Genomic DNA, 21,717 nt, shown 5'->3' on the forward strand with positions numbered 1-21,717 from the left:
CCGGGAATCGGACACGAAAGAGTCTGATAGAGTCGGAAACGCAAGAACGAAGGGAAGCGCCCGGAGGGGCCCGGTGAAACGGGACCGAAGGAAGCGTCCGTTCCTTGAGAACTCAACAGCGTGCCAAAAGTCAACGCCAGATATGTTGATACCCCGGCCTGCTTCGGCAGGTTGGTGGTTCCTTTGAAAAGTCCTGCCGGCCCTTCACGGTCCGGTAGGCAACAACAGCGAGGACGCTGTGAACGACCGGTCATATTCCGACCTGGTCGTTCCGCTCTCGTGTTGTGATCCCGATTACGGGAAAACATTCACGGAGAGTTTGATCCTGGCTCAGGACGAACGCTGGCGGCGTGCTTAACACATGCAAGTCGAACGATGAAGCCCTTCGGGGTGGATTAGTGGCGAACGGGTGAGTAACACGTGGGCAATCTGCCCTTCACTCTGGGACAAGCCCTGGAAACGGGGTCTAATACCGGATAACACTCTGTCCCTCATGGGGCGGGGTTAAAAGCTCCGGCGGTGAAGGATGAGCCCGCGGCCTATCAGCTTGTTGGTGGGGTAATGGCCTACCAAGGCGACGACGGGTAGCCGGCCTGAGAGGGCGACCGGCCACACTGGGACTGAGACACGGCCCAGACTCCTACGGGAGGCAGCAGTGGGGAATATTGCACAATGGGCGAAAGCCTGATGCAGCGACGCCGCGTGAGGGATGACGGCCTTCGGGTTGTAAACCTCTTTCAGCAGGGAAGAAGCGAAAGTGACGGTACCTGCAGAAGAAGCGCCGGCTAACTACGTGCCAGCAGCCGCGGTAATACGTAGGGCGCAAGCGTTGTCCGGAATTATTGGGCGTAAAGAGCTCGTAGGCGGCTTGTCACGTCGGATGTGAAAGCTCGGGGCTTAACCCCGAGTCTGCATTCGATACGGGCTAGCTAGAGTGTGGTAGGGGAGATCGGAATTCCTGGTGTAGCGGTGAAATGCGCAGATATCAGGAGGAACACCGGTGGCGAAGGCGGATCTCTGGGCCATTACTGACGCTGAGGAGCGAAAGCGTGGGGAGCGAACAGGATTAGATACCCTGGTAGTCCACGCCGTAAACGTTGGGAACTAGGTGTTGGCGACATTCCACGTCGTCGGTGCCGCAGCTAACGCATTAAGTTCCCCGCCTGGGGAGTACGGCCGCAAGGCTAAAACTCAAAGGAATTGACGGGGGCCCGCACAAGCAGCGGAGCATGTGGCTTAATTCGACGCAACGCGAAGAACCTTACCAAGGCTTGACATATACCGGAAAGCATCAGAGATGGTGCCCCCCTTGTGGTCGGTATACAGGTGGTGCATGGCTGTCGTCAGCTCGTGTCGTGAGATGTTGGGTTAAGTCCCGCAACGAGCGCAACCCTTGTTCTGTGTTGCCAGCATGCCCTTCGGGGTGATGGGGACTCACAGGAGACTGCCGGGGTCAACTCGGAGGAAGGTGGGGACGACGTCAAGTCATCATGCCCCTTATGTCTTGGGCTGCACACGTGCTACAATGGCCGGTACAATGAGCTGCGATGCCGCGAGGCGGAGCGAATCTCAAAAAGCCGGTCTCAGTTCGGATTGGGGTCTGCAACTCGACCCCATGAAGTCGGAGTTGCTAGTAATCGCAGATCAGCATTGCTGCGGTGAATACGTTCCCGGGCCTTGTACACACCGCCCGTCACGTCACGAAAGTCGGTAACACCCGAAGCCGGTGGCCCAACCCCTTGTGGGAGGGAGCTGTCGAAGGTGGGACTGGCGATTGGGACGAAGTCGTAACAAGGTAGCCGTACCGGAAGGTGCGGCTGGATCACCTCCTTTCTAAGGAGCATCTAGATTCTCTTCGGGGAATCCAGAGGCCATTTCGTCGGCAAATGTTCGACGGTGGTTGCTCATGGGTGGAACGTTGACTATTCGGCACGACAGGTTGTTTTTGCGAGTACTGCTTCGGCGTGGAAAGTGAGAATGGATCGGTCGGGTCGGGCACGCTGTTGGGTATCTGAAGGTACGGGCTCGTTTGAGTCTGTCCCTTTGGTTGCCGGCCCCAGTGAACTCGCCTGTAAGGGTGGGGTGATGGGTGGCTGGTCGTTGTTTGAGAACTGCACAGTGGACGCGAGCATCTGTGGCCAAGTTTTTAAGGGCGCACGGTGGATGCCTTGGCACCAGGAACCGATGAAGGACGTGGGAGGCCACGATAGTCCCCGGGGAGCTGTCAACCAAGCTTTGATCCGGGGGTTTCCGAATGGGGAAACCCGGCAGTCGTCATGGGCTGTCACCCGCTGCTGAACACATAGGCAGTGTGGAGGGAACGCGGGGAAGTGAAACATCTCAGTACCCGCAGGAAGAGAAAACAACCGTGATTCCGGGAGTAGTGGCGAGCGAAACTGGATGAGGCCAAACCGTATGCGTGTGATACCCGGCAGGGGTTGCGCATGCGGGGTTGTGGGAGTTCTCTTGATCAATCTGCCGATTGGTCGGCAAGTCAGAAACCGTTGGTGTAGGCGAAGGACATGCGAAAGGTCCGGCGTAGAGGGTAAGACCCCCGTAGCTGAAACATCAACGGCTTGCTTGAGAACCACCCAAGTAGCACGGGGCCCGAGAAATCCCGTGTGAATCTGGCGGGACCACCCGCTAAGCCTAAATATTCCCTGGTGACCGATAGCGGATAGTACCGTGAGGGAATGGTGAAAAGTACCGCGGGAGCGGAGTGAAATAGTACCTGAAACCGTGTGCCTACAAGCCGTGGGAGCGTCGCTGTATGTGCTTGCACATGCAGTCGTGACTGCGTGCCTTTTGAAGAATGAGCCTGCGAGTTAGCGGTGTGTAGCGAGGTTAACCCGTGTGGGGAAGCCGTAGCGAAAGCGAGTCCGAATAGGGCGATTGAGTTGCACGCTCTAGACCCGAAGCGGAGTGATCTAGCCATGGGCAGGTTGAAGCGGAGGTAAGACTTCGTGGAGGACCGAACCCACCAGGGTTGAAAACCTGGGGGATGACCTGTGGTTAGGGGTGAAAGGCCAATCAAACTCCGTGATAGCTGGTTCTCCCCGAAATGCATTTAGGTGCAGCGTCGTGTGTTTCTTGCCGGAGGTAGAGCACTGGATAGGCGATGGGCCCTACCGGGTTACTGACCTTAGCCAAACTCCGAATGCCGGTAAGTGAGAGCACGGCAGTGAGACTGTGGGGGATAAGCTCCATGGTCGAGAGGGAAACAGCCCAGAGCATCGACTAAGGCCCCTAAGCGTACGCTAAGTGGGAAAGGATGTGGAGTCGCAGAGACAACCAGGAGGTTGGCTTAGAAGCAGCCACCCTTGAAAGAGTGCGTAATAGCTCACTGGTCAAGTGATTCCGCGCCGACAATGTAGCGGGGCTCAAGCGTACCGCCGAAGTCGTGTCATTCATACACATATCCTCAACGGGAGTATGGATGGGTAGGGGAGCGTCGTGTGCCGGGTGAAGCAGCCGCGGAAGCGAGTTGTGGACGGTTCACGAGTGAGAATGCAGGCATGAGTAGCGATACACACGTGAGAAACGTGTGCGCCGATTGACTAAGGGTTCCTGGGTCAAGCTGATCTGCCCAGGGTAAGTCGGGACCTAAGGCGAGGCCGACAGGCGTAGTCGATGGACAACCGGTTGATATTCCGGTACCCGCTTTGAAACGCCCAATACTGAATCAGGCGATGCTAAGTCCGTGAAGCCGGCCCGATCTCTTCGGAGTTGAGGGTAGTGGTGGAGCCGACGAACCAGACTTGTACTAGGTAAGCGATGGGGTGACGCAGGAAGGTAGTCCAACCCGGGCGATGGTTGTTCCCGGGGTAAGGGTGTAGGCCGTGTGGTAGGTAAATCCGTCACACATTAAGGCTGAGACCTGATGCCGAGCCGATTGTGGTGAAGTGGATGATCCTATGCTGTCGAGAAAAGCCTCTAGCGAGTTTCATGGCGGCCCGTACCCTAAACCGACTCAGGTAGTCAGGTAGAGAATACCGAGGCGTTCGGGTGAACTATGGTTAAGGAACTCGGCAAAATGCCCCCGTAACTTCGGGAGAAGGGGGGCCATCACTGGTGATCCGATTTACTCGGTGAGCTGGGGGTGGCCGCAGAGACCAGCGAGAAGCGACTGTTTACTAAAAACACAGGTCCGTGCGAAGCCGTAAGGCGATGTATACGGACTGACGCCTGCCCGGTGCTGGAACGTTAAGGGGACCGGTTAGTGCACTTTCGGGTGTGCGAAGCTGAGAACTTAAGCGCCAGTAAACGGCGGTGGTAACTATAACCATCCTAAGGTAGCGAAATTCCTTGTCGGGTAAGTTCCGACCTGCACGAATGGCGTAACGACTTCTCGACTGTCTCAACCATAGGCCCGGTGAAATTGCACTACGAGTAAAGATGCTCGTTTCGCGCAGCAGGACGGAAAGACCCCGGGACCTTTACTATAGTTTGATATTGGTGTTCGGTTCGGCTTGTGTAGGATAGGTGGGAGACTTTGAAGCGGCCACGCCAGTGGTTGTGGAGTCGTCGTTGAAATACCACTCTGGTCGTGCTGGATGTCTAACCTGGGTCCGTGATCCGGATCAGGGACAGTGTCTGATGGGTAGTTTAACTGGGGCGGTTGCCTCCTAAAGAGTAACGGAGGCGCCCAAAGGTTCCCTCAGCCTGGTTGGCAATCAGGTGTTGAGTGTAAGTGCACAAGGGAGCTTGACTGTGAGACCGACGGGTCGAGCAGGGACGAAAGTCGGGACTAGTGATCCGGCAGTGGCTTGTGGAAGCGCTGTCGCTCAACGGATAAAAGGTACCCCGGGGATAACAGGCTGATCTTCCCCAAGAGTCCATATCGACGGGATGGTTTGGCACCTCGATGTCGGCTCGTCGCATCCTGGGGCTGGAGTCGGTCCCAAGGGTTGGGCTGTTCGCCCATTAAAGCGGTACGCGAGCTGGGTTTAGAACGTCGTGAGACAGTTCGGTCCCTATCCGCTGTGCGCGTAGGAATATTGAGAAGGGCTGTCCCTAGTACGAGAGGACCGGGACGGACGAACCTCTGGTGTGCCAGTTGTCCTGCCAAGGGCATGGCTGGTTGGCTACGTTCGGAAAGGATAACCGCTGAAAGCATCTAAGCGGGAAGCCTGCTTCGAGATGAGTATTCCCACCACCTTGAGTGGTTAAGGCTCCCAGTAGACGACTGGGTTGATAGGCCAGATGTGGAAGCCCGGTAACGGGTGGAGCTGACTGGTACTAATAGGCCGAGGGCTTGTCCTCAGTTGCTCGCGTCCACTGTGTTAGTTCTGAAATAACGAACGGCCGTGTTGTGTTCCGGTGTTGGTTAATTTCATAGTGTTTCGGTGGTCATTGCGTTAGGGAAACGCCCGGTTACATTCCGAACCCGGAAGCTAAGCCTTTCAGCGCCGATGGTACTGCAGGGGGGACCCTGTGGGAGAGTAGGACGCCGCCGAACAATTATTCCGGGAAAGCCCCGTGCCCTTGTGGCACGGGGCTTTTCTGCGTTCGGAGCGTCTAGGGTCGAACCATGCGCTACGAACTGGTCATCTTCGACAACGACGGCGTGCTCGTCGACAGTGAGCCGATCTCCAACACCGTGCTGGCCGGCTACCTCACCGAGCTCGGCCACCCCACCTCGTACGAGGAGTCCCTCCGCGACTACATGGGGGCCGCGATCCACCGGGTCCACGACCTCGTGGAGGAGCGGACCGGCCAGAAGCTCCCCGCGGACTTCGACGAGGAGCTCCACCGGCGGACCCTCTCCGTGTTCCAGCAGGAGAGGCTGGCCGCGGTCGACGGGGTCCACGATCTGCTCGGCGGCCTCGTCGCCGACGGGGTCGCGTACTGCGTCGCCTCGTCCGGAAGCCACCAGAAGATCGCGGCAGGGCACCTGAACACCGGGCTCGACCAGTGGTTCGAGGACGAGTGGATCTTCAGCTCCGAGGACGTGGGGCGGGGGAAGCCGGCCCCGGACCTGTTCCTCCACGCCGCCGAACGGATGGGCGTCGCCCCCGAGAGGTGCGTCGTGATCGAGGACAGCCCCCTCGGCGTCGAGGCAGCCCGGGCCGCCGGGATGGACGTGTACGGCTTCACCTCGATGATGCCGGCGGACCGGCTCGTCGGCGTCACCGGGCACTTCTCCGACATGTCCCAGCTCCCCAAACTTCTCGCCTGATCGATCTACCCAGCGGTAGACCAGGGCTCTACGCTCGCGGCCATGACGGATGCGCGGTTGCGGTACGGCAGAGCCTCCCTGGCGCTGAGCTTCCTGGTGCAGGGGGTGACCTTTGCGCTGCTCGTGACGCGCATCCCCGCCATCCAGGACCGGTACGGGATATCCGACGGGCTGCTGCCCGCCTTCCTGGCCGCGGTGCCTGTCCTGGCGGGGGTCGCCAGTGTGGTCACCGAGAAGGTGGTCGCGCGGGTGCGTCCCGGAGTCGTGCTCAGGTGGGCGCAGCCCGTCGTGATGCTGGCGCTGCTGGGCGTGGGCGCCGGCAGCGAGGTCTGGCAGGTGGCTCTTGCGCTCGGGGTCTTCGGCCTGGCGGTCGGGGCTCTGGACGCGTCGATGAACATGATGGGCGTCAGCCTCCAGCGGGCGTACGGCCGGAGCATCATGCTCGGGTTCCACGCGGCGTACAGCCTGGGCGGGATCGCCGGGGCCTCGATGGCGTGGGCGGGCGCGCACTGGGATCTCTCGCTGCTGGTGTCCTATCTCCCGGCGGTGGCCGTCCTGCTGCCCGCGGCCCTGATCGGGAGCCGGTGGTACGCGGAGGGCAGGAGCGGCGCGGGCGCGGTGGAGGCGGAGCCCGCACAGGGAGCGTCGGTGCCGTTCAGGCTGCTGCTGCCGCTCTGCATGGTGATGGCGTTCGCGTACATCGGGGACTCGACGGTCTCCAACTGGAGCGCGAAGTATCTGCAGGACGTGCTGGGCAGCTCGGAGCAGCTGGCGACGGTTCCGTACAACGTCTACATGGTGACGACGTTGCTGGGGCGGGCCGTCGGGGACCTGGGGGTGCGGCGGTTCGGGGCGGTCGCGGTGGTGCGGGGTGGCAGTGTGCTGGCCGCCGCAGGGTTCGCGGTGGTGGCGTTGGCGCCCGGGGCCTGGTGGGGGATGTTCGGCTTCACGCTGCTGGGGCTCGGGCTGTGCGTGATCGTGCCGCAGACCTTCGCCGCGGCGGGGAGGATGTTCCCCGGGGCGAGCGATGTGGCCGTCGCCCGGCTGAACGTCTTCAACTACGTGGGCTTCCTCGTCGGGTCGCCGCTCGTGGGGGCGCTCGGGGACGCCTGGAGCTACCGAGGCGCGATGCTGGTGCCCATGGTGCTCGTCCTCGCGACGCTCGTGTACGCCCGGTCGTTCGGCGCGGAACCCGCCCGATACGGTGGCGGGCATGAGCGGGCGCGCGCAGCTGATGTGGGATGAGGCAGTAACGGGATACGACTTCGGGTCCAGTCACCCCATGGATCCGGTCAGACTCGCCCTGACGATGGGGCTGGTGCGGGCGTTCGGCCTGGACGGGTCGGTGGACGTCAGCTCGGCCAAGTCCGCCGGGGACTCCACGCTGCGGCTGGTGCACCGGCAGGACTACGTGGCGGCCGTCCGGGCGGCGTCGGCCGATCCGGGGTCCGCCGACCAGGCGTACGGGCTCGGGACCGTCGACGATCCGGCCTTCGCGGGGATGCACGAGGCGTCCGCGCTCATCGCGGGGCTCTCGGTGGGAGCCGCGGAGGCGGTGTGGCGCGGGAGGAGCGCGCACGCCGTGAACTTCACCGGCGGACTGCACCACGCGATGCCCGGGAGCGCATCGGGCTTCTGCGTGTACAACGATCCCGCCCTCGCCATCGCCCGGCTGCTGGAGCTGGGCGCGGAGCGCGTGGCGTACGTGGATGTGGACGTCCACCACGGCGACGGGGTGGAGGCGGCGTTCCGTGAGGATCCCCGGGTGCTGACCGTGTCGCTGCACGAGCACCCGCGGACGCTGTTCCCGCAGACGGGGTGGCCCGAGGAGACGGGGTCCGGGGCGGGCGAGGGCAGCGCGGTGAACGTGGCGCTGCCGGCCGGTACGGGTGACGCGGGGTGGCTGCGGGCGTTCCACGCGGTGGTGCCTGAGCTGCTGGAGGACTTCCGGCCGCAGGTGCTGGTGACCCAGCACGGTGCGGATACGCACTTCGAGGATCCGCTGGCGCATCTCGCGGTGTCCCTGGACGCCCAGCGGGCCGTCATGGAGGCCTGCCACGAGCTGGCCCACGCCTACGCGGAGGAAGGGCGGTGGGTGGCGCTCGGCGGAGGCGGTTACGCGGTGGTGGATGTGGTGCCGCGCTCCTGGACCCATCTCGTGGGGATCGCCGCCCACGCCCCGGTGGACCCGGAGTCGGTGATTCCGTCGTCGTGGCGGGACGAGGTCTACGCCCGTACGCGGCAGTTGGGTCCGGCGCGGATGACGGACGGCCGTACGCCGATGTGGAAGCCGTGGGAGGACGGCTACGACCCGGCGGACCGGCTGGACCAGGCCGTGCTGGCGACGCGGCGCTCGGCGTTCCCGCTGCGGGGGCTGCTGGCCTGAGGAAGGGTTACGCCAACGGTGGGTCGGTATCGGGGTTCCGGCACGGGGGCGCTGCCGGTGCGGCAGCATCGGGAGGGTGTTGAGCACCGGAGCGCTGCGCGCTCATCTGCTGGCAGCCCGGCTGGCCGGGCCCGTGGCCACGCCGCGGGAGACGAGCCTGCGGAGGTACCGGCTGTTCGCGGCGAGGGACCCCCGGGTGATGCTCGGACTCGATCCGGACCGTGCATGGGGGGAGCGTGACCTGCTGCGGCTGATGGCGGACAAGTGCGGTGTGTCGGGAGATCCTGATCATGTGTCAGGGCCGGATGTGATCGATCCGGAGCGGACCCTGGCCGCTCTGGACGCGTTCGCGGAGCGGATCGCGGGAGCTGCGGAGAGGCGGTCTCCGGTGCTGTTCGGCACCGGGCATCCGCACCGGCTGCTCGGGTTCTACGCCGGTCTGACAGACGCTTTGTCGGCGGCCGGGTGCGCGGTACTCACCCCCGCGCAGGGGCGATGTGTCGACATGACGACCCGGTTCGGCGTACGTACGTACAACCTCGACTACGTACACGGCGTCGCGCTGGTGCGCGAACCGGGCGTGCGGGTTCCGGGGAGTGCCACCGGCGCACACACCCACTCGCCGCTGCCGGTCCGGGCCGCCCTGGAGGAGGCGGTGGACGCCCGGGGGGTGCTGCCCGAGCTGGTGGTCGGGGACCACGGGTGGGTCTGCGGGGCAGGTCAGCTGGGCATCGAGGCCATCGGGCTGGCGGACACGGACGACCCCGCGGTGTTCGTGGGTGAGGCGGAGGGGCGGGTGTCCGTCGCCGTTCCGCTTGATGACGGTGTGCACGCGGACCACTACCGGCCTCTCGCTCGGTATGTACTCAATCGGGCTGCTCTGTCACAGTAGGCGGCCGATCGCCTCACCTCTTCCCCACTGCATCACCCGCCCCTAATCTGGGGAGTGAGCGCACAACGACGAAGAGTCACCGGAGGGGAAGCCGGTGCGCGTCTCGTGCGGAAGGTACAGGTGGGTCATGGCTGCTGGCAGCGAGAGGCCTCTCAACGAGGTCAAGTTTCTGACCGTGGCGGAAGTCGCCTCGGTCATGAGGGTGTCGAAGATGACCGTGTACCGCTTGGTGCACAGCGGTCATCTGCCGGCGATCAGGGTGGGAAGGTCCTTCCGGGTCCCGGAGCAAGCGGTTCACGAGTACCTTCGTGAGTCCTTCGTGGGGGTGGAGTCGGCCTGACGTTGCCCTCGGATTACGTCCCTCACCCGGTGGCGGGTAGGCTAGGCCGACGTAGGTCGTGTGGGCCCAGACGCCCCGCACCAGTGAAGAAGAAGTGAGCGAGGGTAGTCGTGGGCTCTGTTATCAAGAAGCGGCGCAAGCGGATGGCCAAGAAGAAGCACCGCAAGCTGCTCAAGCGCACGCGCGTTCAGCGTCGCAACAAGAAGTAGGCGAACGCAGTTCGTGAGACCGAGGCCCTCCCGTCGTCATGGCGGGAGGGCCTCGGTGCGTTCCGGGGGCGGTGTTCCGCGCTCGTCGGGCGGTCGCGGGGCCTGTGCCCGGCTGTCCGCCCGTGCGGCGGTTCCGGTGGTATTCCCGCCATCGGTTCGGTAAAGCCCGCCTGGGGTCATCACAGGGCAACATCCACCGACTACGGTGACGGCCAGGGGAACACCCCGTCCGGTGAACGATCGACGGAAGGCGCTGATCTTGGGGAAGATCGTGCTCGTCACAGGTGCGGCCCGGCAGCTGGGAGGCCGTTTCGTGCGGCGTATCCAGCGTGATCCCGGTGTGGACCGGGTGATCGCCCTGGACGCGGTGGCGCCCGCGCATCAGCTGGGTGACGCCGAGTTCGTCCTCGCGGACATCCGGCAGTCGGCGATCGCCCGGATCCTCGCCGAGTACTCCGTCGACACGGTCGTCCATCTGGACGTGTCCGCGAAGGCGCTCGGCGCGGGTGGCCGGACGACGGTCAAGGAGACCAACGTCATCGGCACGATGCAGCTGCTCGGTGCGTGCCAGAAGTCCCCGTCCGTGCAGCGGCTGGTGGTGAAGTCGAGCACGAACGTCTACGGCTCCGCCCCCCGCGACCCGGCGGTCTTCACCGAGACGACCTCCCCCAAGTCCCTGCCCAGCGGCGGGTTCGCCAAGGACGCGGTGGAGGTCGAGGGCTATGTCCGAGGCTTCGCGCGACGCAGGCCCGACGTGGCCGTGTGCGTGCTGAGGTTCGCGAACATCCTGGGACCCGAGCCGGACTCGCCGCTCGCCGACTACCTGACGCTTCCGGTCCTGCCGACGGTCCTCGGGTACGACCCCCGGCTGCAGTTCGTGCACGAGGACGACGTCGTCGACGTACTGGAGATCGCCGCGCGTGAACCGCGGCGCGGCACGCTGAACAGCGGCACGTTCAACATCGCCGGCGACGGTGTGCTGCTGCTCTCGCAGTGCGCGCGGCGCCTGGGGCGGCCGACCGTCCCGGTGTTGCTGCCGGCCGTGACCTGGGTGGGATCGGCGCTCCGTACGATCGGTATGACGGACTTCTCGCCGGAGCAGATCCGCCTGCTCACCCACGGCAGGGTGGTCTCGACCGTGCAGATGCGGGAGACGCTGGGTTTCCGGCCGGGATTCACCACGGCCGAGACGTTCGCGGAGTTCGCGCGGAGCAGGGGGCCGGGGCTGCTGCCGCCCGAGCGGGTGGGCAGGGCCGTCGGCAGGCTGGCGGAGCTGCCGATCGGCGGCGGGCCGGCCCGCAGGACACATTCGACTCACGGCGCCAGGTAGAGGAGCGCGACCGACGATGGCGGACGCCAAGGTCATTCCCTTCGACGACGACCGCTCGCGCTCCGGTGCGGGGCGGCGCAGAGGTCTGCTGCCGGGCGGAGGGCGGGTCCAGGCGCCCGCGTCGGCCGCCCCCGCGCCCGTCAGCGCACTGCCGGGCGGTCAGGTGCCGGAAGGGGCCGCTGAGGCCGCAGGTGCCCCCTCGCGCGACGAGGGGGCGGGGCCGGTGAGCGGCTGGGACCGGCGGATCGCGGGCGGGCTCGCGTTTCTGCGGCGCAGGCTCACGGGGGATTACGACGTCGACGAGTTCGGGTACGACAAGGAGCTGACCGACCAGGTCCTCATGTCGATGCTGAGGCCGCTGGCGGACACGTACTTCCGGGTCGAGGTCAAGGGCATCGAGAACATCCCGTCCGACGGTGGTGCGCTCATCGTGGCCAACCACTCCGGGACGCTGCCGCTGGACGGGCTGATGCTCCAGGTCGCGGTGCACGACAACCACCCGGCCGAGCGGCATCTGCGGCTGCTCGCGGCCGACCTGGTCTTCATGCTCCCGGTGGTCAACGAACTGGCGAGGAAGGCCGGGCACACCCTGGCGTGCGCGGAGGACGCGGAGCGGCTCCTGCAGGCCGGTGAGGTCGTCGGGGTGATGCCGGAGGGCTTCAAGGGGATCGGGAAGCCGTTCGGCGAGCGGTACAAGCTGCAGCGTTTCGGCCGGGGCGGCTTCGTGTCGACGGCGCTGCGGGCCGGGGTGCCGATCGTGCCGTGCTCGATCGTGGGCGCGGAGGAGATCTACCCGATGATCGGGAACTCGAAGACGCTCGCGCGGGTGCTGGGCGTTCCGTACTTCCCGGTCACGCCGACGTTTCCGTGGCTGGGGCCGCTGGGGATGCTGCCGCTCCCGACGAAGTGGACGATCCAGTTCGGGGAGCCGATCCCCACGGACGGGTATCCGCCGGAGGCGGCGGAGGACCCGATGCTGATGTTCAACCTGACGGACCAGGTGCGGGAGCAGATCCAGCACACCCTGTACAAGCTGCTGGTGCAGCGCAGGTCGGTCTTCTTCTGACGGGCGCCGGGTCGCCCACGGAGGAAGGGAGGGGCTGTCCGGTCAGGACGGCCCCTCCCTTCCTCCGTGGGGTCGCCCTACGGCTCGACGTCCTCGCCGTCGATGCCCAGACCGGGCAGCAGGCCCGGGAGCAGCGGCGGCAGGGTGACGTCCGGCGCGGGGGACGTGCCGGAGGTGCCGCCCGGGGACGACGGGGTGGTGCCGTCCGTCGGGAGGTCGTCGAGCAGGCCGTCCGTGCCGCCGTCGAGCAGGCCGTCCGCCGGACTGCTGTCGGAGCCGGACGGCTTCGGTGCGGTGCTGGTGGACGCGCTGTCGTGCGGGGCCGCGGAGGAGGAAGGCGCCCTGCGGCCGGGGGCCGTGGAGTCGTCGTCCTCCCGCGGGGAGCCTGCCGGTGGTGCGTCCCCGCCGGTGTCCGGTGTGCGGGGCAGCAGGGACTTCAGCGGTGCGACCTCCTGGTCCATGGCCTCGAAGACGGAACTGACCTTGTCGCCCACGTCGGTCAGCTGGACGGGCAGCCGCTCGCGGAGGCTGCTCCAGCCCGCGCGGTGCGAGCGGGAGAAGGAGTCCAGGGTCTGGATCGGGCCGATGGCTCCGTCGCGCTGGTAGGCGGTGTGGAGCAGGCGGTGGCCCTCGGTGGCGTCGTGGGTCACGCTGTCGAGGGCGCGCCTGACCTCGCCGATCGATTCGTGGTCCATCTCGCCCGCGCGTCCACGCTCCATCAGCCGGCGGGCTTCGCTGAGGCGGGTCGAGGCCTGGTCGAGATAGGCCTCGCCCCGGTCGGCGTCGCCGTCGGCCATGCCGAGGCTGATGTCCTCCATCCCGCGTTTGAGCGGGTAGAGGGAATCACCCGGCAGGGCGTCGGAACTGGCGGCTGCCACTCCGCCGAATGCTCCCGCGGCCACACCGACGGTGAGCCCGCCCGCGGTGAGACCCTTCGCCCAGCGGGAGCGGGGGCGCAGCCTCCGGATCGGGGAGGCCCGGTGGGCTCCCTTGCTCCGTTGCTCGGGCACCGTAGGGCCGGTGGGCGCACCGCCTTCGGCGAACATGGTCTCCATGGCCGCGACGAGCTGGGCTCGCTGCACCACTTTGACCTCGGGATCGAATTCCGGCGCCGGTAGCTCACCGAGGCCGTTCGCCAGGGCCAACAGCGTTCCGTGGTCGGCCGGTGGGGCCGGGTCCTCGGGCTGTACGGCCGCCTCACCCTGGGGGGACTGCTCCTCCAGGGCCTGGGCGAAGGCGTTCGCCCGCCGGTGTGCCGAAACGTTTGCGATCACTGGCGGCACCTCCTCTCGTCATGACGGTCGACTCCCCTGAGGGTCCGGAAGGTTGCCCACCGGAGGCGTTTCCACACGATCGAGCGAGTGGAAACGGCCTGGTGCGGCGACAGGGGGCCTGCATCCGGCACAACGAGTGGCGCGGCAGTTGGGTTACGGACGGCGGATGATCCGATCAGCGTGTCACGGACACGTCACGGATGGTGACGTCAGCGGGCGTCGTCCGGCAGAAGTCGTGCGAGCGTTCGCACGGCTCTGTACTGCAAGGTTTTGATCGCGCCCTCGTTCTTTCCCATGACCCGGGCGGTCTCGGCGACCGAGAGGCCCTGAAGGAATCTCAGGGTCACGCACTCCTGCTGCTGCGGGTTGAGCCGTCGTACGGCTTGCAGCAGCGCGGCGTTGGAGAGGGACTCCAGGACGGAGTCCTCCGGGCTCCGCGCGACCTCGTTGGCGTCGAGCATTTCGCCGGTGGTCACTTCCAGCCGGAAACGACTGGATTTGAAGTGGTCGGCGACCAGGTTGCGAGCGATCGTGACCAGCCAGGCGCCGAAGTCGCGGCCCTGCCAGGTGAAGGTGGAGATGCGGCGGAGCGCCCGCAGGAACGTCTCGCTGGTCAGGTCCTCCGCTGTCGCCTTCCCTCCCACGCGGTAGTAGATGTACCGGTACACGGTGTCGCTGTACTGGTCGTACAGGCGGCCGAAGGCCTCGGCCTCACCGGCCTGCGCGCGCTCGACGAGATCCATCATGCGCGCGCTGTCGCTGTCGGCTGCCGGCCGGCGGGCAGGAGCCGACGACGCGGTGGTCGCGGCGACGCGGTTGCTCCGTCTTCCGACGGCCGCGCTGCGTTCGGCCAGCGCATAGCAAGGACCGGCAGGTACAGGGGTGGCACATTGGGGGACGGCGTACGCGGTGGGGACGAAGCCGCGCAAGTGGTCGAGGACCGTTGCGCGGAGCGTAGCCAGGCCCGAGGTGTCAACCCCGACGTGTGGGTACACGGGACTCCCAGAGGCAGAGCTTCCATCACGTGCAGTTCGAAAACCGTCACTCGTGGTAGCGAGAGGCGGGCTCCTTGTGCGTCTGAGGAGAATAACGCTTCGTACAGGCCGTGCTACACCCAGTTGCTCAAATCACCGATTCCGTCGCTTCCGTAACCTCTCAGTGACGGTTCAAGTGGCACATCGTGACCGGTTATTGATCGAATGGCTTCGTGATCTGCCTGCGGCGGCGACGGGTTGTGGTCGTCCGCACGCAACGCGACTGGCCGGGGCGATGGGTGTCCCCGCCCGCTGTTCCGCTCCCGATTGGCCGTACGTCTCCGGGCGTGCCGCTTTCCGCCCCGCGCGAGGACGGCGGGGCGGGCGGGGTGCGTGGTGAAGGGGAGGGTCAGCGGCGGCGGCGGTGGAGCGCCACGGCGGCGGCCGTGCCGCCGGCCAGGGCGCCGACGCCCGCCGCGGCCGGGATGCCCACCTTGGCCGCCTTGCGGCCGGTGCGGTAGTCGCGCAGCCGCCAGTCCAGGGAGCGGGCGTGCTTGCGCAGCTTGGCGTCCGGGTTGATCGCGTACGGGTGGCCGACCAGGGACAGCATCGGGATGTCGTTGTGCGAGTCGCTGTACGCCGCGCACCGGTCGAGGTCCAGTCCCTCGGCCGCCGCGAGTGCGCGCACCGCCTCGGCCTTGGCCGGGCCGTGGAGGGGTTCGCCGACGAGCCGGCCGGTGTAGACGCCGTCGACCGACTCGGCGACCGTGCCGAGGGCGCCGGTGAGGCCCAGGCGGCGGGCGATGATCGTGGCGGTCTCCACCGGGGCGGCGGTGACCAGCCAGACCTTCTGTCCCGCGTCGAGGTGCGCCTGGGCCAGGGCGCGGGTGCCGGGCCAGATGCGGTCGGCCATGTACTCGTCGTAGATCTCCTCGCCGATGGACATCAGCTCGGAGACGCGGTGGCCCTTGACGATGGACAGGGCGCTGTCGCGGGCGTCCTGCATGTGCTCGGGGTCCTCGACGCCCGCCAGCCTGAACCAGGCCTGCTGCCAGGCGAACCTGGTCAGTTCGCGGCGCTGGAAGAACTTCCGCTTGTACAGGCCGCGGCCGAAGTGGAAGATCGCGGCGCCCTGCATCACGGTGTTGTCGAGGTCGAAGAAGGCGGCGGCGCGGGTGTCCCCGGCCACCGGGAAGGGGGGCTCCCCGGCCTCTTCGGAGGCGGCCGGCGGCTCTTCGGCGCCGGTGGGGAGTGCCGACTTCCGCGCTGCTTCGGCTGCGGCCTCGCCTGCGAGCACGCTGCGTGCCGTGGCGGGGCGCCTGCGGGTGGTGAGCCATCCAAGAGCGGCCATGTCGTGAGCATAGCCATTCTGTTCGGCTCTTCCCGACCCGGCGGGATGCGGCGGTGTGAACTCTCCGGGACCGGGGCGTTAAACGGGTGATTCCGCGGGTCCGCGGGTCCGTCCGGGGGCGCAGAATGAAGGTATGAGTGCACTGCTGCGTCGGACGAAGAAGAAGCCCGCGGACCGGGTGGTGACCCTCGTGGGGAAGCCCGGGTGTCATCTCTGTGACGACGCGCGCACGGTGGTGAGCGCGGTCTGCGAGGAGACCGGTGCCTCCTGGGTGGAGAAGGACATCACGCGGGACGAGGCGCTGCACCAGGAGTACTGGGAGCAGATCCCGGTGGTCCTGATCGACGGTGAGCAGCACACCTTCTGGCGTGTGGACCCGGCGAGGCTGCGCACGGCCCTGCGTACGTGAGGGGGCTTCTCCGGCGAAACCCGGTTAACATCGTGGGCGTTTTGAGTGGTCTCGGGGGCGTGGACATGAGGAGTGTGTACCGTCTTGCCCCCTTCGGGCCTGCAACGGGCTGATGGCGCCCCGGGTTCCGGGACCGCGCAGGGAATATGCGTGACCCCGGTCACTTTGACCGGACAAAACGGACACTATCTTTGTGCACGCGTTCACAAAGACATAGCCTGCTGTCGACGGGGCGGTCATAGGACATACGGCCGCCTGCAGCCCCGCTCATCCCGCAGGAGCACCGTGGCAACTGGCCGAACTCACCGACCGGCGACCCGTAGCCGAGGAATTCCCGAGGCCACCGTCGCCCGGCTTCCGCTGTATCTCCGCGCACTGACGGCGCTCTCCGAGCGCTCGGTTCCCACGGTGTCGTCCGAGGAACTCGCCGCGGCGGCAGGAGTCAATTCCGCCAAGCTGCGGAAGGACTTCAGCTATCTCGGTTCCTACGGCACGCGTGGTGTCGGGTACGACGTCGAATATCTCGTCTACCAGATCTCCCGTGAGCTGGGCCTCACGCAGGACTGGCCGGTCGCGATCGTCGGCATCGGCAACCTCGGCGCCGCGCTCGCCAACTACGGCGGCTTCGCCTCCCGTGGTTTCCGCGTCGCGGCCCTGATCGACGCCGACCCCGCGATGGCGGGTACGCCGGTGGCCGGGATCGCCGTGCAGCACACCGACGACCTCGACCGGATCATCAGCGACAACGGCGTGTCCATCGGGGTCATCACCACCCCGCCCGGCGCGGCCCAGCAGGTCTGCGACCGGCTCGTCGCCGCGGGTGTGACCTCCATCCTGAACTTCGCGCCGACGGTGCTCTCCGTGCCGGAGGGCGTCGACGTGCGCAAGGTCGACCTCTCGATCGAGCTGCAGATCCTCGCCTTCCACGAGCAGCGCAAGGCCGGCGAGGAAGCCGCTGCCGACGGCAGGGCGGCCGTGGACGCCGACGAGGAAGGGGCGCCGCCGATGCGGGCCACCCCCACCGGCCGGAAGGGACCTGACGGGGACATGCCCGCCGTGATGCCGGCATGAGCCTCCTGGTCGTCGGGCTGAGCCACCGCAGTGCTCCCGTCTCCGTGCTGGAGAGGGCGTCGCTGGCGGTCGAGGCGCAGACGAAGCTGCTTCAGGACACCCTCGCCGCGGAACCCGCGACCGAGGCCGCGGTCCTGGCGACCTGCAACCGCATCGAGCTGTACGCGGACGTGGACAAGTTCCACGCGGGTGTCGCCGAGCTGTCCACCCTCCTCGCGCAGCACAGCGGGGTCGGCCTGGACGAGCTCACTCCTTATCTTTATGTGCACTACGAGGACCGCGCCGTCCACCACCTCTTCTCGGTGGCGTGCGGGCTGGACTCGATGGTCGTCGGCGAGGGCCAGATCCTCGGCCAGATCAAGGACGCGCTCGCGCTGGGGCAGGAGCTCCACACCGCCGGCCGTCTGTTGAACGACCTCTTCCAGCAGGCCCTGCGGGTCGGCAAGCGCGCCCACAGCGAGACCGGGATCGACCGGGCCGGGCAGTCGCTCGTCACCTTCGGTCTCGAGCAGCTGGCCGAGGGCGCCGAGATCACCGGGTGGGCGGCCGGCAAGTGCGCCCTGGTGATCGGTGCGGGTTCGATGTCCTCGCTGGCCGCGGCCACCCTGGCCCGCGCCGGTGTCGAGGAGATCGTCGTCGCCAACCGGACCCGGGCCCGTGCCGACCGGCTCGTCGAGATCCTCGGCCAGGCCGGTGTCCCGACGGCGCGTGCCGTGGAGATGGGCCGGGTGGCGGGTGAACTGACACGTGCCGACATCGTGGTGTCCTGCACCGGCGCGACGGGGCTCGTCCTGACCGCGGAGGCGGTCGCCGAGGCGCTCGGCGTCGACTTCGACAGTGCGGCGCATGCGCCCGAGGCTCCCGCGTCCGCCGTACCCGACGAGCTGGACCAGCACGCCGCGTGGGTGGAGAACGGTTCCGCCGCCCAGGACCGGACCGTGCGCCGGGCCCCTGTGCGGCCGGCCGCCGTCGGCCCCGCCCGGATCCATCTGCTCGACCTCGCGATGCCGCGCGACATCGACGGAGCGGCCCACCGCGTCGCCGGTGTGCGCCTCGTCGACATCGAGTCGCTCGCCGAGGCGTCCGCGGACGCCCCGATGGCCGCCGATGTGGACCAGGTGCGCACCATCGTCGCCGACGAGGTCGCCGCCTTCGGAGCCGCGCAGCGCGCCGCCCACATCACTCCGACCGTCGTCGCCCTGCGCACCATGGCCGCCGATGTGGTGGCCGGCGAGATCGCGCGGCTCGACGGACGCCTCCCCGACCTGGACGAGAAGCAGCGCGCCGAGATCACGCAGACCGTGCGCCGTGTCGTCGACAAGCTCCTGCACGCGCCCACCGTGCGGGTCAAGCAGCTCGCCAGCGAGCCCGGCGGTGCCGGGTACGCCGATGCGCTGCGGGAACTCTTCGACCTCGACCCGCAGACGGTGGCCGCCGTCTCCCGGGCAGACCTGAACGACCCGAATCGAGGGCGGTCATGACCGACAACTCACCCCTGGGCGGGGAGACCACCACACCGCTGCGGCTGGGCACCAGGCGCAGCAAGCTCGCCATGGCGCAGTCCGGCATGGTCGCCGACGCGGTCCGTGAGGTGACCGGGCGCGCCGTGGAGCTCGTCGAGATCACCACGTACGGAGACGTCTCCCGGGAGCAACTGGCGCAGATCGGCGGGACCGGCGTGTTCGTCGCGGCCCTGCGCGAGGCGTTGCTGAGCGGCGAGGTGGACTTCGCCGTCCACTCGCTCAAGGACCTGCCGACGACGCAGCCCGACGGCCTCGTCCTGGCCGCCGTGCCGGTGCGCGAGGACCCGCGCGACGCGCTGGTGGCGCGGGACGGACTGGCCTTCGAGCAGCTGCCGTCCGGTGCCCGCATCGGTACCGGTTCGCCGCGCCGCATGGCGCAGCTCAACGCGTACGCCCGCTCGCACGGCCTCGAGATAGAGACCGTCGCGATCCGCGGCAATGTCGATACGCGCATTGGTTTTGTGCGGAGCGGGGAGCTGGACGCGGTGGTACTCGCCGCGGCCGGGCTCAGCCGCCTCGGACGTACGGACGAGGTCACCGGCTTCCTGCCGGCCGACACCGTCCTGCCCGCTCCCGGCCAGGGAGCACTGGCGATCGAATGTGCTGCAGGCAGCACGGACCTCGCCGCGGCGCTCGCCGAGCTCGACGACCCGTACACCCGGGTCGCCGTGACCGCCGAGCGTGCCCTGCTCAACGCCCTGGAAGCCGGCTGTTCCGCACCTGTGGGTGCGCTGGCCGACTTCCTGGCCGATGGGCAGGTTGTCAACGAACTGCGCCTGCGCGGTGTCGTCGGTTCGACCGACGGCGCTTCCCTGGTGCAGCTGTCCATCACCGGTCCCGTCCCCACGTCGCTCGACGACGCGGCGGCCCTCGGTCGCGAGCTCGCGGCCGAGATGCTCGCCAAGGGTGCGGCCGGTCTTATGGGGGAGCGAGCACTTTGAGCCCCACCGGCCCTGTCGTATCCGACTTCCCTGTCCTGGCTTCAGGGCACGTCACCTTCCTCGGCGCCGGTCCCGGCGACCCGGGACTGCTGACTCTGCGCGCTGTTGAAGCGCTTGCGAGCGCGGACGTCCTTGTCGCGGAACCCGAGGTTCTCGACGTCGTTCGCTGCCATGCGCGGGCAGGGGTAAGCACACCTGAGATGACGGTTGTTGACGAGGCGTCAACACCCGCCGGAGTACCCGTCCTCAGGGATGCCGCCAATCTTGTCATGGAGGCAGCGAAGGGCGGCAGGCGGGTGGTGCGTGCCGTTTCGGGCGATCCCGGCCTGGACGGCAACACGGGTGCCGAGATGCTCGCCTGCGCTGCCGCGGGTGTGCCCTTCGAGGTCGTGCCCGGCATCGCCAACGCGGTCGGTGTGCCGGCGTACGCCGGTGTGCCGCTGCGCGACGCGCAGGGTGCGGACGTGCGTTTCGTCGACGCGCGTACGGCGTCGGACCGCTGCTGGTCCGAGGTCGGCGCGAGCGACGCGACCGCCGTCGTGTCCGCGTCGCTCGACTCGGTGGCCGCGGCCGCCGGTGAGCTGGTCTCGGCGGGCCGCAAGCCCGACACCCCGCTCACGGTGACGATCGCCGGGACGACGACCCGCCAGCGCACCTGGACGGCGACCCTGGGGACGATCGCCCAGGCCCTGAAGCAGGCGAAGGTGCTCCCGTCGCCCGACGGGCACCTGCCGGTCATAGCCGTGGTCGGGGAGCGCAGCTCCGCCGCCCAGCGCGACCAGCTCGCGTGGTTCGAGTCCAAGCCGCTGTTCGGCTGGAAGGTGCTCGTGCCGCGCACGAAGGAGCAGGCGGCGTCGCTCTCCGACCAGCTGCGTTCGTACGGCGCGGTGCCGCACGAGGTGCCGACGATCGCCGTCGAGCCGCCGCGCACGCCCCAGCAGATGGAGCGCGCGGTCAAGGGTCTGGTCACGGGCCGCTACGAGTGGATCGCCTTCACGTCGGTCAACGCGGTGAAGGCCGTCCGGGAGAAGTTCGAGGAGTACGGGCTCGACGCCCGTGCCTTCGCCGGGATCAAGGTCGCGGCCGTCGGTGAGCAGACCGGTGCGGCCCTGGTCGACTTCGGTGTGAAGCCGGACCTGATGCCGTCCGGCGAGCAGTCGGCCGCGGGTCTGCTGGAGGACTGGCCGCCGTACGACCCGGTCTTCGACCCGATCGACCGGGTGTTCCTGCCGCGTGCGGACATCGCCACCGAGACCCTGGTGGCCGGGCTCATCGAGCTGGGCTGGGAGGTCGACGACGTCACCGCGTACCGCACGGTCCGCGCCTCGCCGCCGCCGGCCGACACCCGGGAGGCGATCAAGGGCGGCGGCTTCGACGCGGTGCTCTTCACCTCGTCCTCGACCGTCCGCAACCTGGTCGGCATCGCGGGCAAGCCGCACAACGTGACGGTGATCGCGTGCATCGGTCCCGCCACGGCGAAGACCGCCGAGGAGCACGGCCTGCGGGTCGACGTCCTGTCCCCGGAGCCGTCGGTCCACAAGCTGGCCCAGGCGCTGGCGGACTTCGGCGCGCAGCGCCGGGACGCGGCGAAGGAGGCCGGTGACCCGGTGACCCGGCCGAGCGAGCGGCGCCCGGGTGCGCGCCGTCGCCGGACGACCACCTGACCCGTTCGGCACGTTCATGTGCGGGGCCCGGTCGCTTCCTTCGGGAGGCGGCCGGGCCCCTGTGCGTGCCGGAGGCGGTGGGCGGCTGCGGCTGAGCGCTCTTGGCGCG

The 21,717-nt window shown here is 67.4% G+C and carries 16 protein-coding genes and 3 rRNA genes; 16 read left to right on the top strand and 3 right to left on the bottom strand.

Annotated elements, in window-relative coordinates; all coding sequences use genetic code 11:
• Positions 1-307: 307 nt before the first annotated feature.
• The 11 genes from B9S57_RS28735 (at position 308) to B9S57_RS28785 (ending at position 12,401) form a co-directional block, all read left to right on the top strand.
• A 16S ribosomal RNA gene (locus B9S57_RS28735) occupies positions 308-1,833 on the top strand.
• A gap of 303 nt (positions 1,834-2,136) precedes the next feature.
• Positions 2,137-5,262 (top strand): 23S ribosomal RNA (locus B9S57_RS28740).
• A 79-nt stretch (positions 5,263-5,341) separates the two neighbouring features.
• Positions 5,342-5,458: ribosomal RNA gene (rrf, locus tag B9S57_RS28745) — 5S ribosomal RNA — on the top strand.
• Together the 16S, 23S and 5S rRNA genes form the textbook arrangement of a ribosomal RNA operon.
• A gap of 72 nt (positions 5,459-5,530) precedes the next feature.
• The gene (locus B9S57_RS28750; protein WP_103760102.1) at positions 5,531-6,178 is read left to right on the top strand and encodes an HAD family phosphatase; all 648 of its coding nucleotides are present in this window, start codon (positions 5,531-5,533) and stop codon (positions 6,176-6,178) included.
• A 42-nt stretch (positions 6,179-6,220) separates the two neighbouring features.
• Positions 6,221-7,423 carry an MFS transporter gene (locus B9S57_RS28755; RefSeq protein ID WP_181011515.1) on the top strand — a complete coding sequence of 401 codons (1,203 nt, stop codon included), beginning with the start codon at positions 6,221-6,223 and terminating at the stop codon, positions 7,421-7,423.
• Positions 7,392-8,564, top strand: coding sequence for an acetoin utilization protein AcuC (locus tag B9S57_RS28760; protein ID WP_103760103.1), 1,173 nt, complete (start codon positions 7,392-7,394; stop codon positions 8,562-8,564). The genes B9S57_RS28755 and B9S57_RS28760 overlap by 32 nt, the downstream gene beginning before the upstream one ends.
• A gap of 76 nt (positions 8,565-8,640) precedes the next feature.
• Positions 8,641-9,456 (top strand): phosphatase, encoded by an 816-nt coding sequence (locus B9S57_RS28765; RefSeq protein ID WP_103760104.1) that lies wholly within the window; start codon positions 8,641-8,643, stop codon positions 9,454-9,456.
• A 127-nt stretch (positions 9,457-9,583) separates the two neighbouring features.
• Complete coding sequence (locus B9S57_RS28770) at positions 9,584-9,796, top strand: helix-turn-helix domain-containing protein (RefSeq protein WP_014046653.1); 213 nt, start codon at positions 9,584-9,586, stop codon at positions 9,794-9,796.
• Positions 9,797-9,906: 110 nt separating this feature from the next.
• Entirely contained in the window at positions 9,907-10,005 is a 99-nt protein-coding gene (locus B9S57_RS28775) for a 30S ribosomal protein bS22 (protein WP_003948845.1), read from the top strand.
• A gap of 259 nt (positions 10,006-10,264) precedes the next feature.
• On the top strand, positions 10,265-11,335 hold the full coding sequence (locus B9S57_RS28780) for an NAD-dependent epimerase/dehydratase family protein (protein ID WP_103760192.1): 1,071 nt from the start codon (positions 10,265-10,267) through the stop codon (positions 11,333-11,335).
• Between the two features lie 16 nt (positions 11,336-11,351).
• A complete protein-coding gene (locus B9S57_RS28785; RefSeq protein WP_103760105.1) occupies positions 11,352-12,401 on the top strand; it encodes a lysophospholipid acyltransferase family protein in 1,050 nt (349 codons plus the stop codon).
• Between the two features lie 77 nt (positions 12,402-12,478).
• On the opposite strand, the gene B9S57_RS28790 is transcribed toward B9S57_RS28785, so the two are convergent.
• The 3 genes from B9S57_RS28790 to B9S57_RS28800 form a co-directional block, all read right to left on the bottom strand.
• Positions 12,479-13,675: a DUF5667 domain-containing protein gene (locus B9S57_RS28790; protein ID WP_103760106.1), complete on the bottom strand. Its 1,197-nt coding sequence runs from the start codon at positions 13,673-13,675 to the stop codon at positions 12,479-12,481.
• A gap of 209 nt (positions 13,676-13,884) precedes the next feature.
• Positions 13,885-14,670 (bottom strand): ECF subfamily RNA polymerase sigma factor, BldN family, encoded by a 786-nt coding sequence (locus B9S57_RS28795; RefSeq protein ID WP_103760107.1) that lies wholly within the window; start codon positions 14,668-14,670, stop codon positions 13,885-13,887.
• A 388-nt stretch (positions 14,671-15,058) separates the two neighbouring features.
• Entirely contained in the window at positions 15,059-16,000 is a 942-nt protein-coding gene (locus B9S57_RS28800; protein ID WP_103760108.1) for an HAD family phosphatase, read from the bottom strand.
• Positions 16,001-16,133: 133 nt separating this feature from the next.
• Here B9S57_RS28800 and B9S57_RS28805 point away from each other — a divergent pair, with 133 nt between their 5' ends.
• From B9S57_RS28805 to B9S57_RS28825, 5 genes are all read left to right on the top strand, one after another.
• A complete protein-coding gene (locus B9S57_RS28805; RefSeq protein WP_103760109.1) occupies positions 16,134-16,409 on the top strand; it encodes a glutaredoxin family protein in 276 nt (91 codons plus the stop codon).
• 285 nt (positions 16,410-16,694) lie between these two features.
• The gene (locus tag B9S57_RS28810; RefSeq protein WP_103760110.1) at positions 16,695-17,480 is read left to right on the top strand and encodes a redox-sensing transcriptional repressor Rex; all 786 of its coding nucleotides are present in this window, start codon (positions 16,695-16,697) and stop codon (positions 17,478-17,480) included.
• The gene (locus B9S57_RS28815) at positions 17,477-18,961 is read left to right on the top strand and encodes a glutamyl-tRNA reductase (RefSeq protein ID WP_103760111.1); all 1,485 of its coding nucleotides are present in this window, start codon (positions 17,477-17,479) and stop codon (positions 18,959-18,961) included. Before B9S57_RS28810 ends, B9S57_RS28815 begins: the two co-directional genes overlap by 4 nt.
• Positions 18,958-19,944, top strand: a complete 987-nt coding sequence (hemC, locus tag B9S57_RS28820) for a hydroxymethylbilane synthase (RefSeq protein ID WP_103760112.1) — start codon at positions 18,958-18,960, stop codon at positions 19,942-19,944. Before B9S57_RS28815 ends, hemC begins: the two co-directional genes overlap by 4 nt.
• Entirely contained in the window at positions 19,941-21,608 is a 1,668-nt protein-coding gene (locus B9S57_RS28825) for a bifunctional uroporphyrinogen-III C-methyltransferase/uroporphyrinogen-III synthase (RefSeq protein WP_103760113.1), read from the top strand. Before hemC ends, B9S57_RS28825 begins: the two co-directional genes overlap by 4 nt.
• The last annotated feature ends 109 nt before the right edge of the window (positions 21,609-21,717 follow it).

The organism is Streptomyces sp. SM10, assembly GCF_002910915.1.
In the GTDB taxonomy this organism is placed as follows: Bacteria; Actinomycetota; Actinomycetes; order Streptomycetales; family Streptomycetaceae; genus Streptomyces.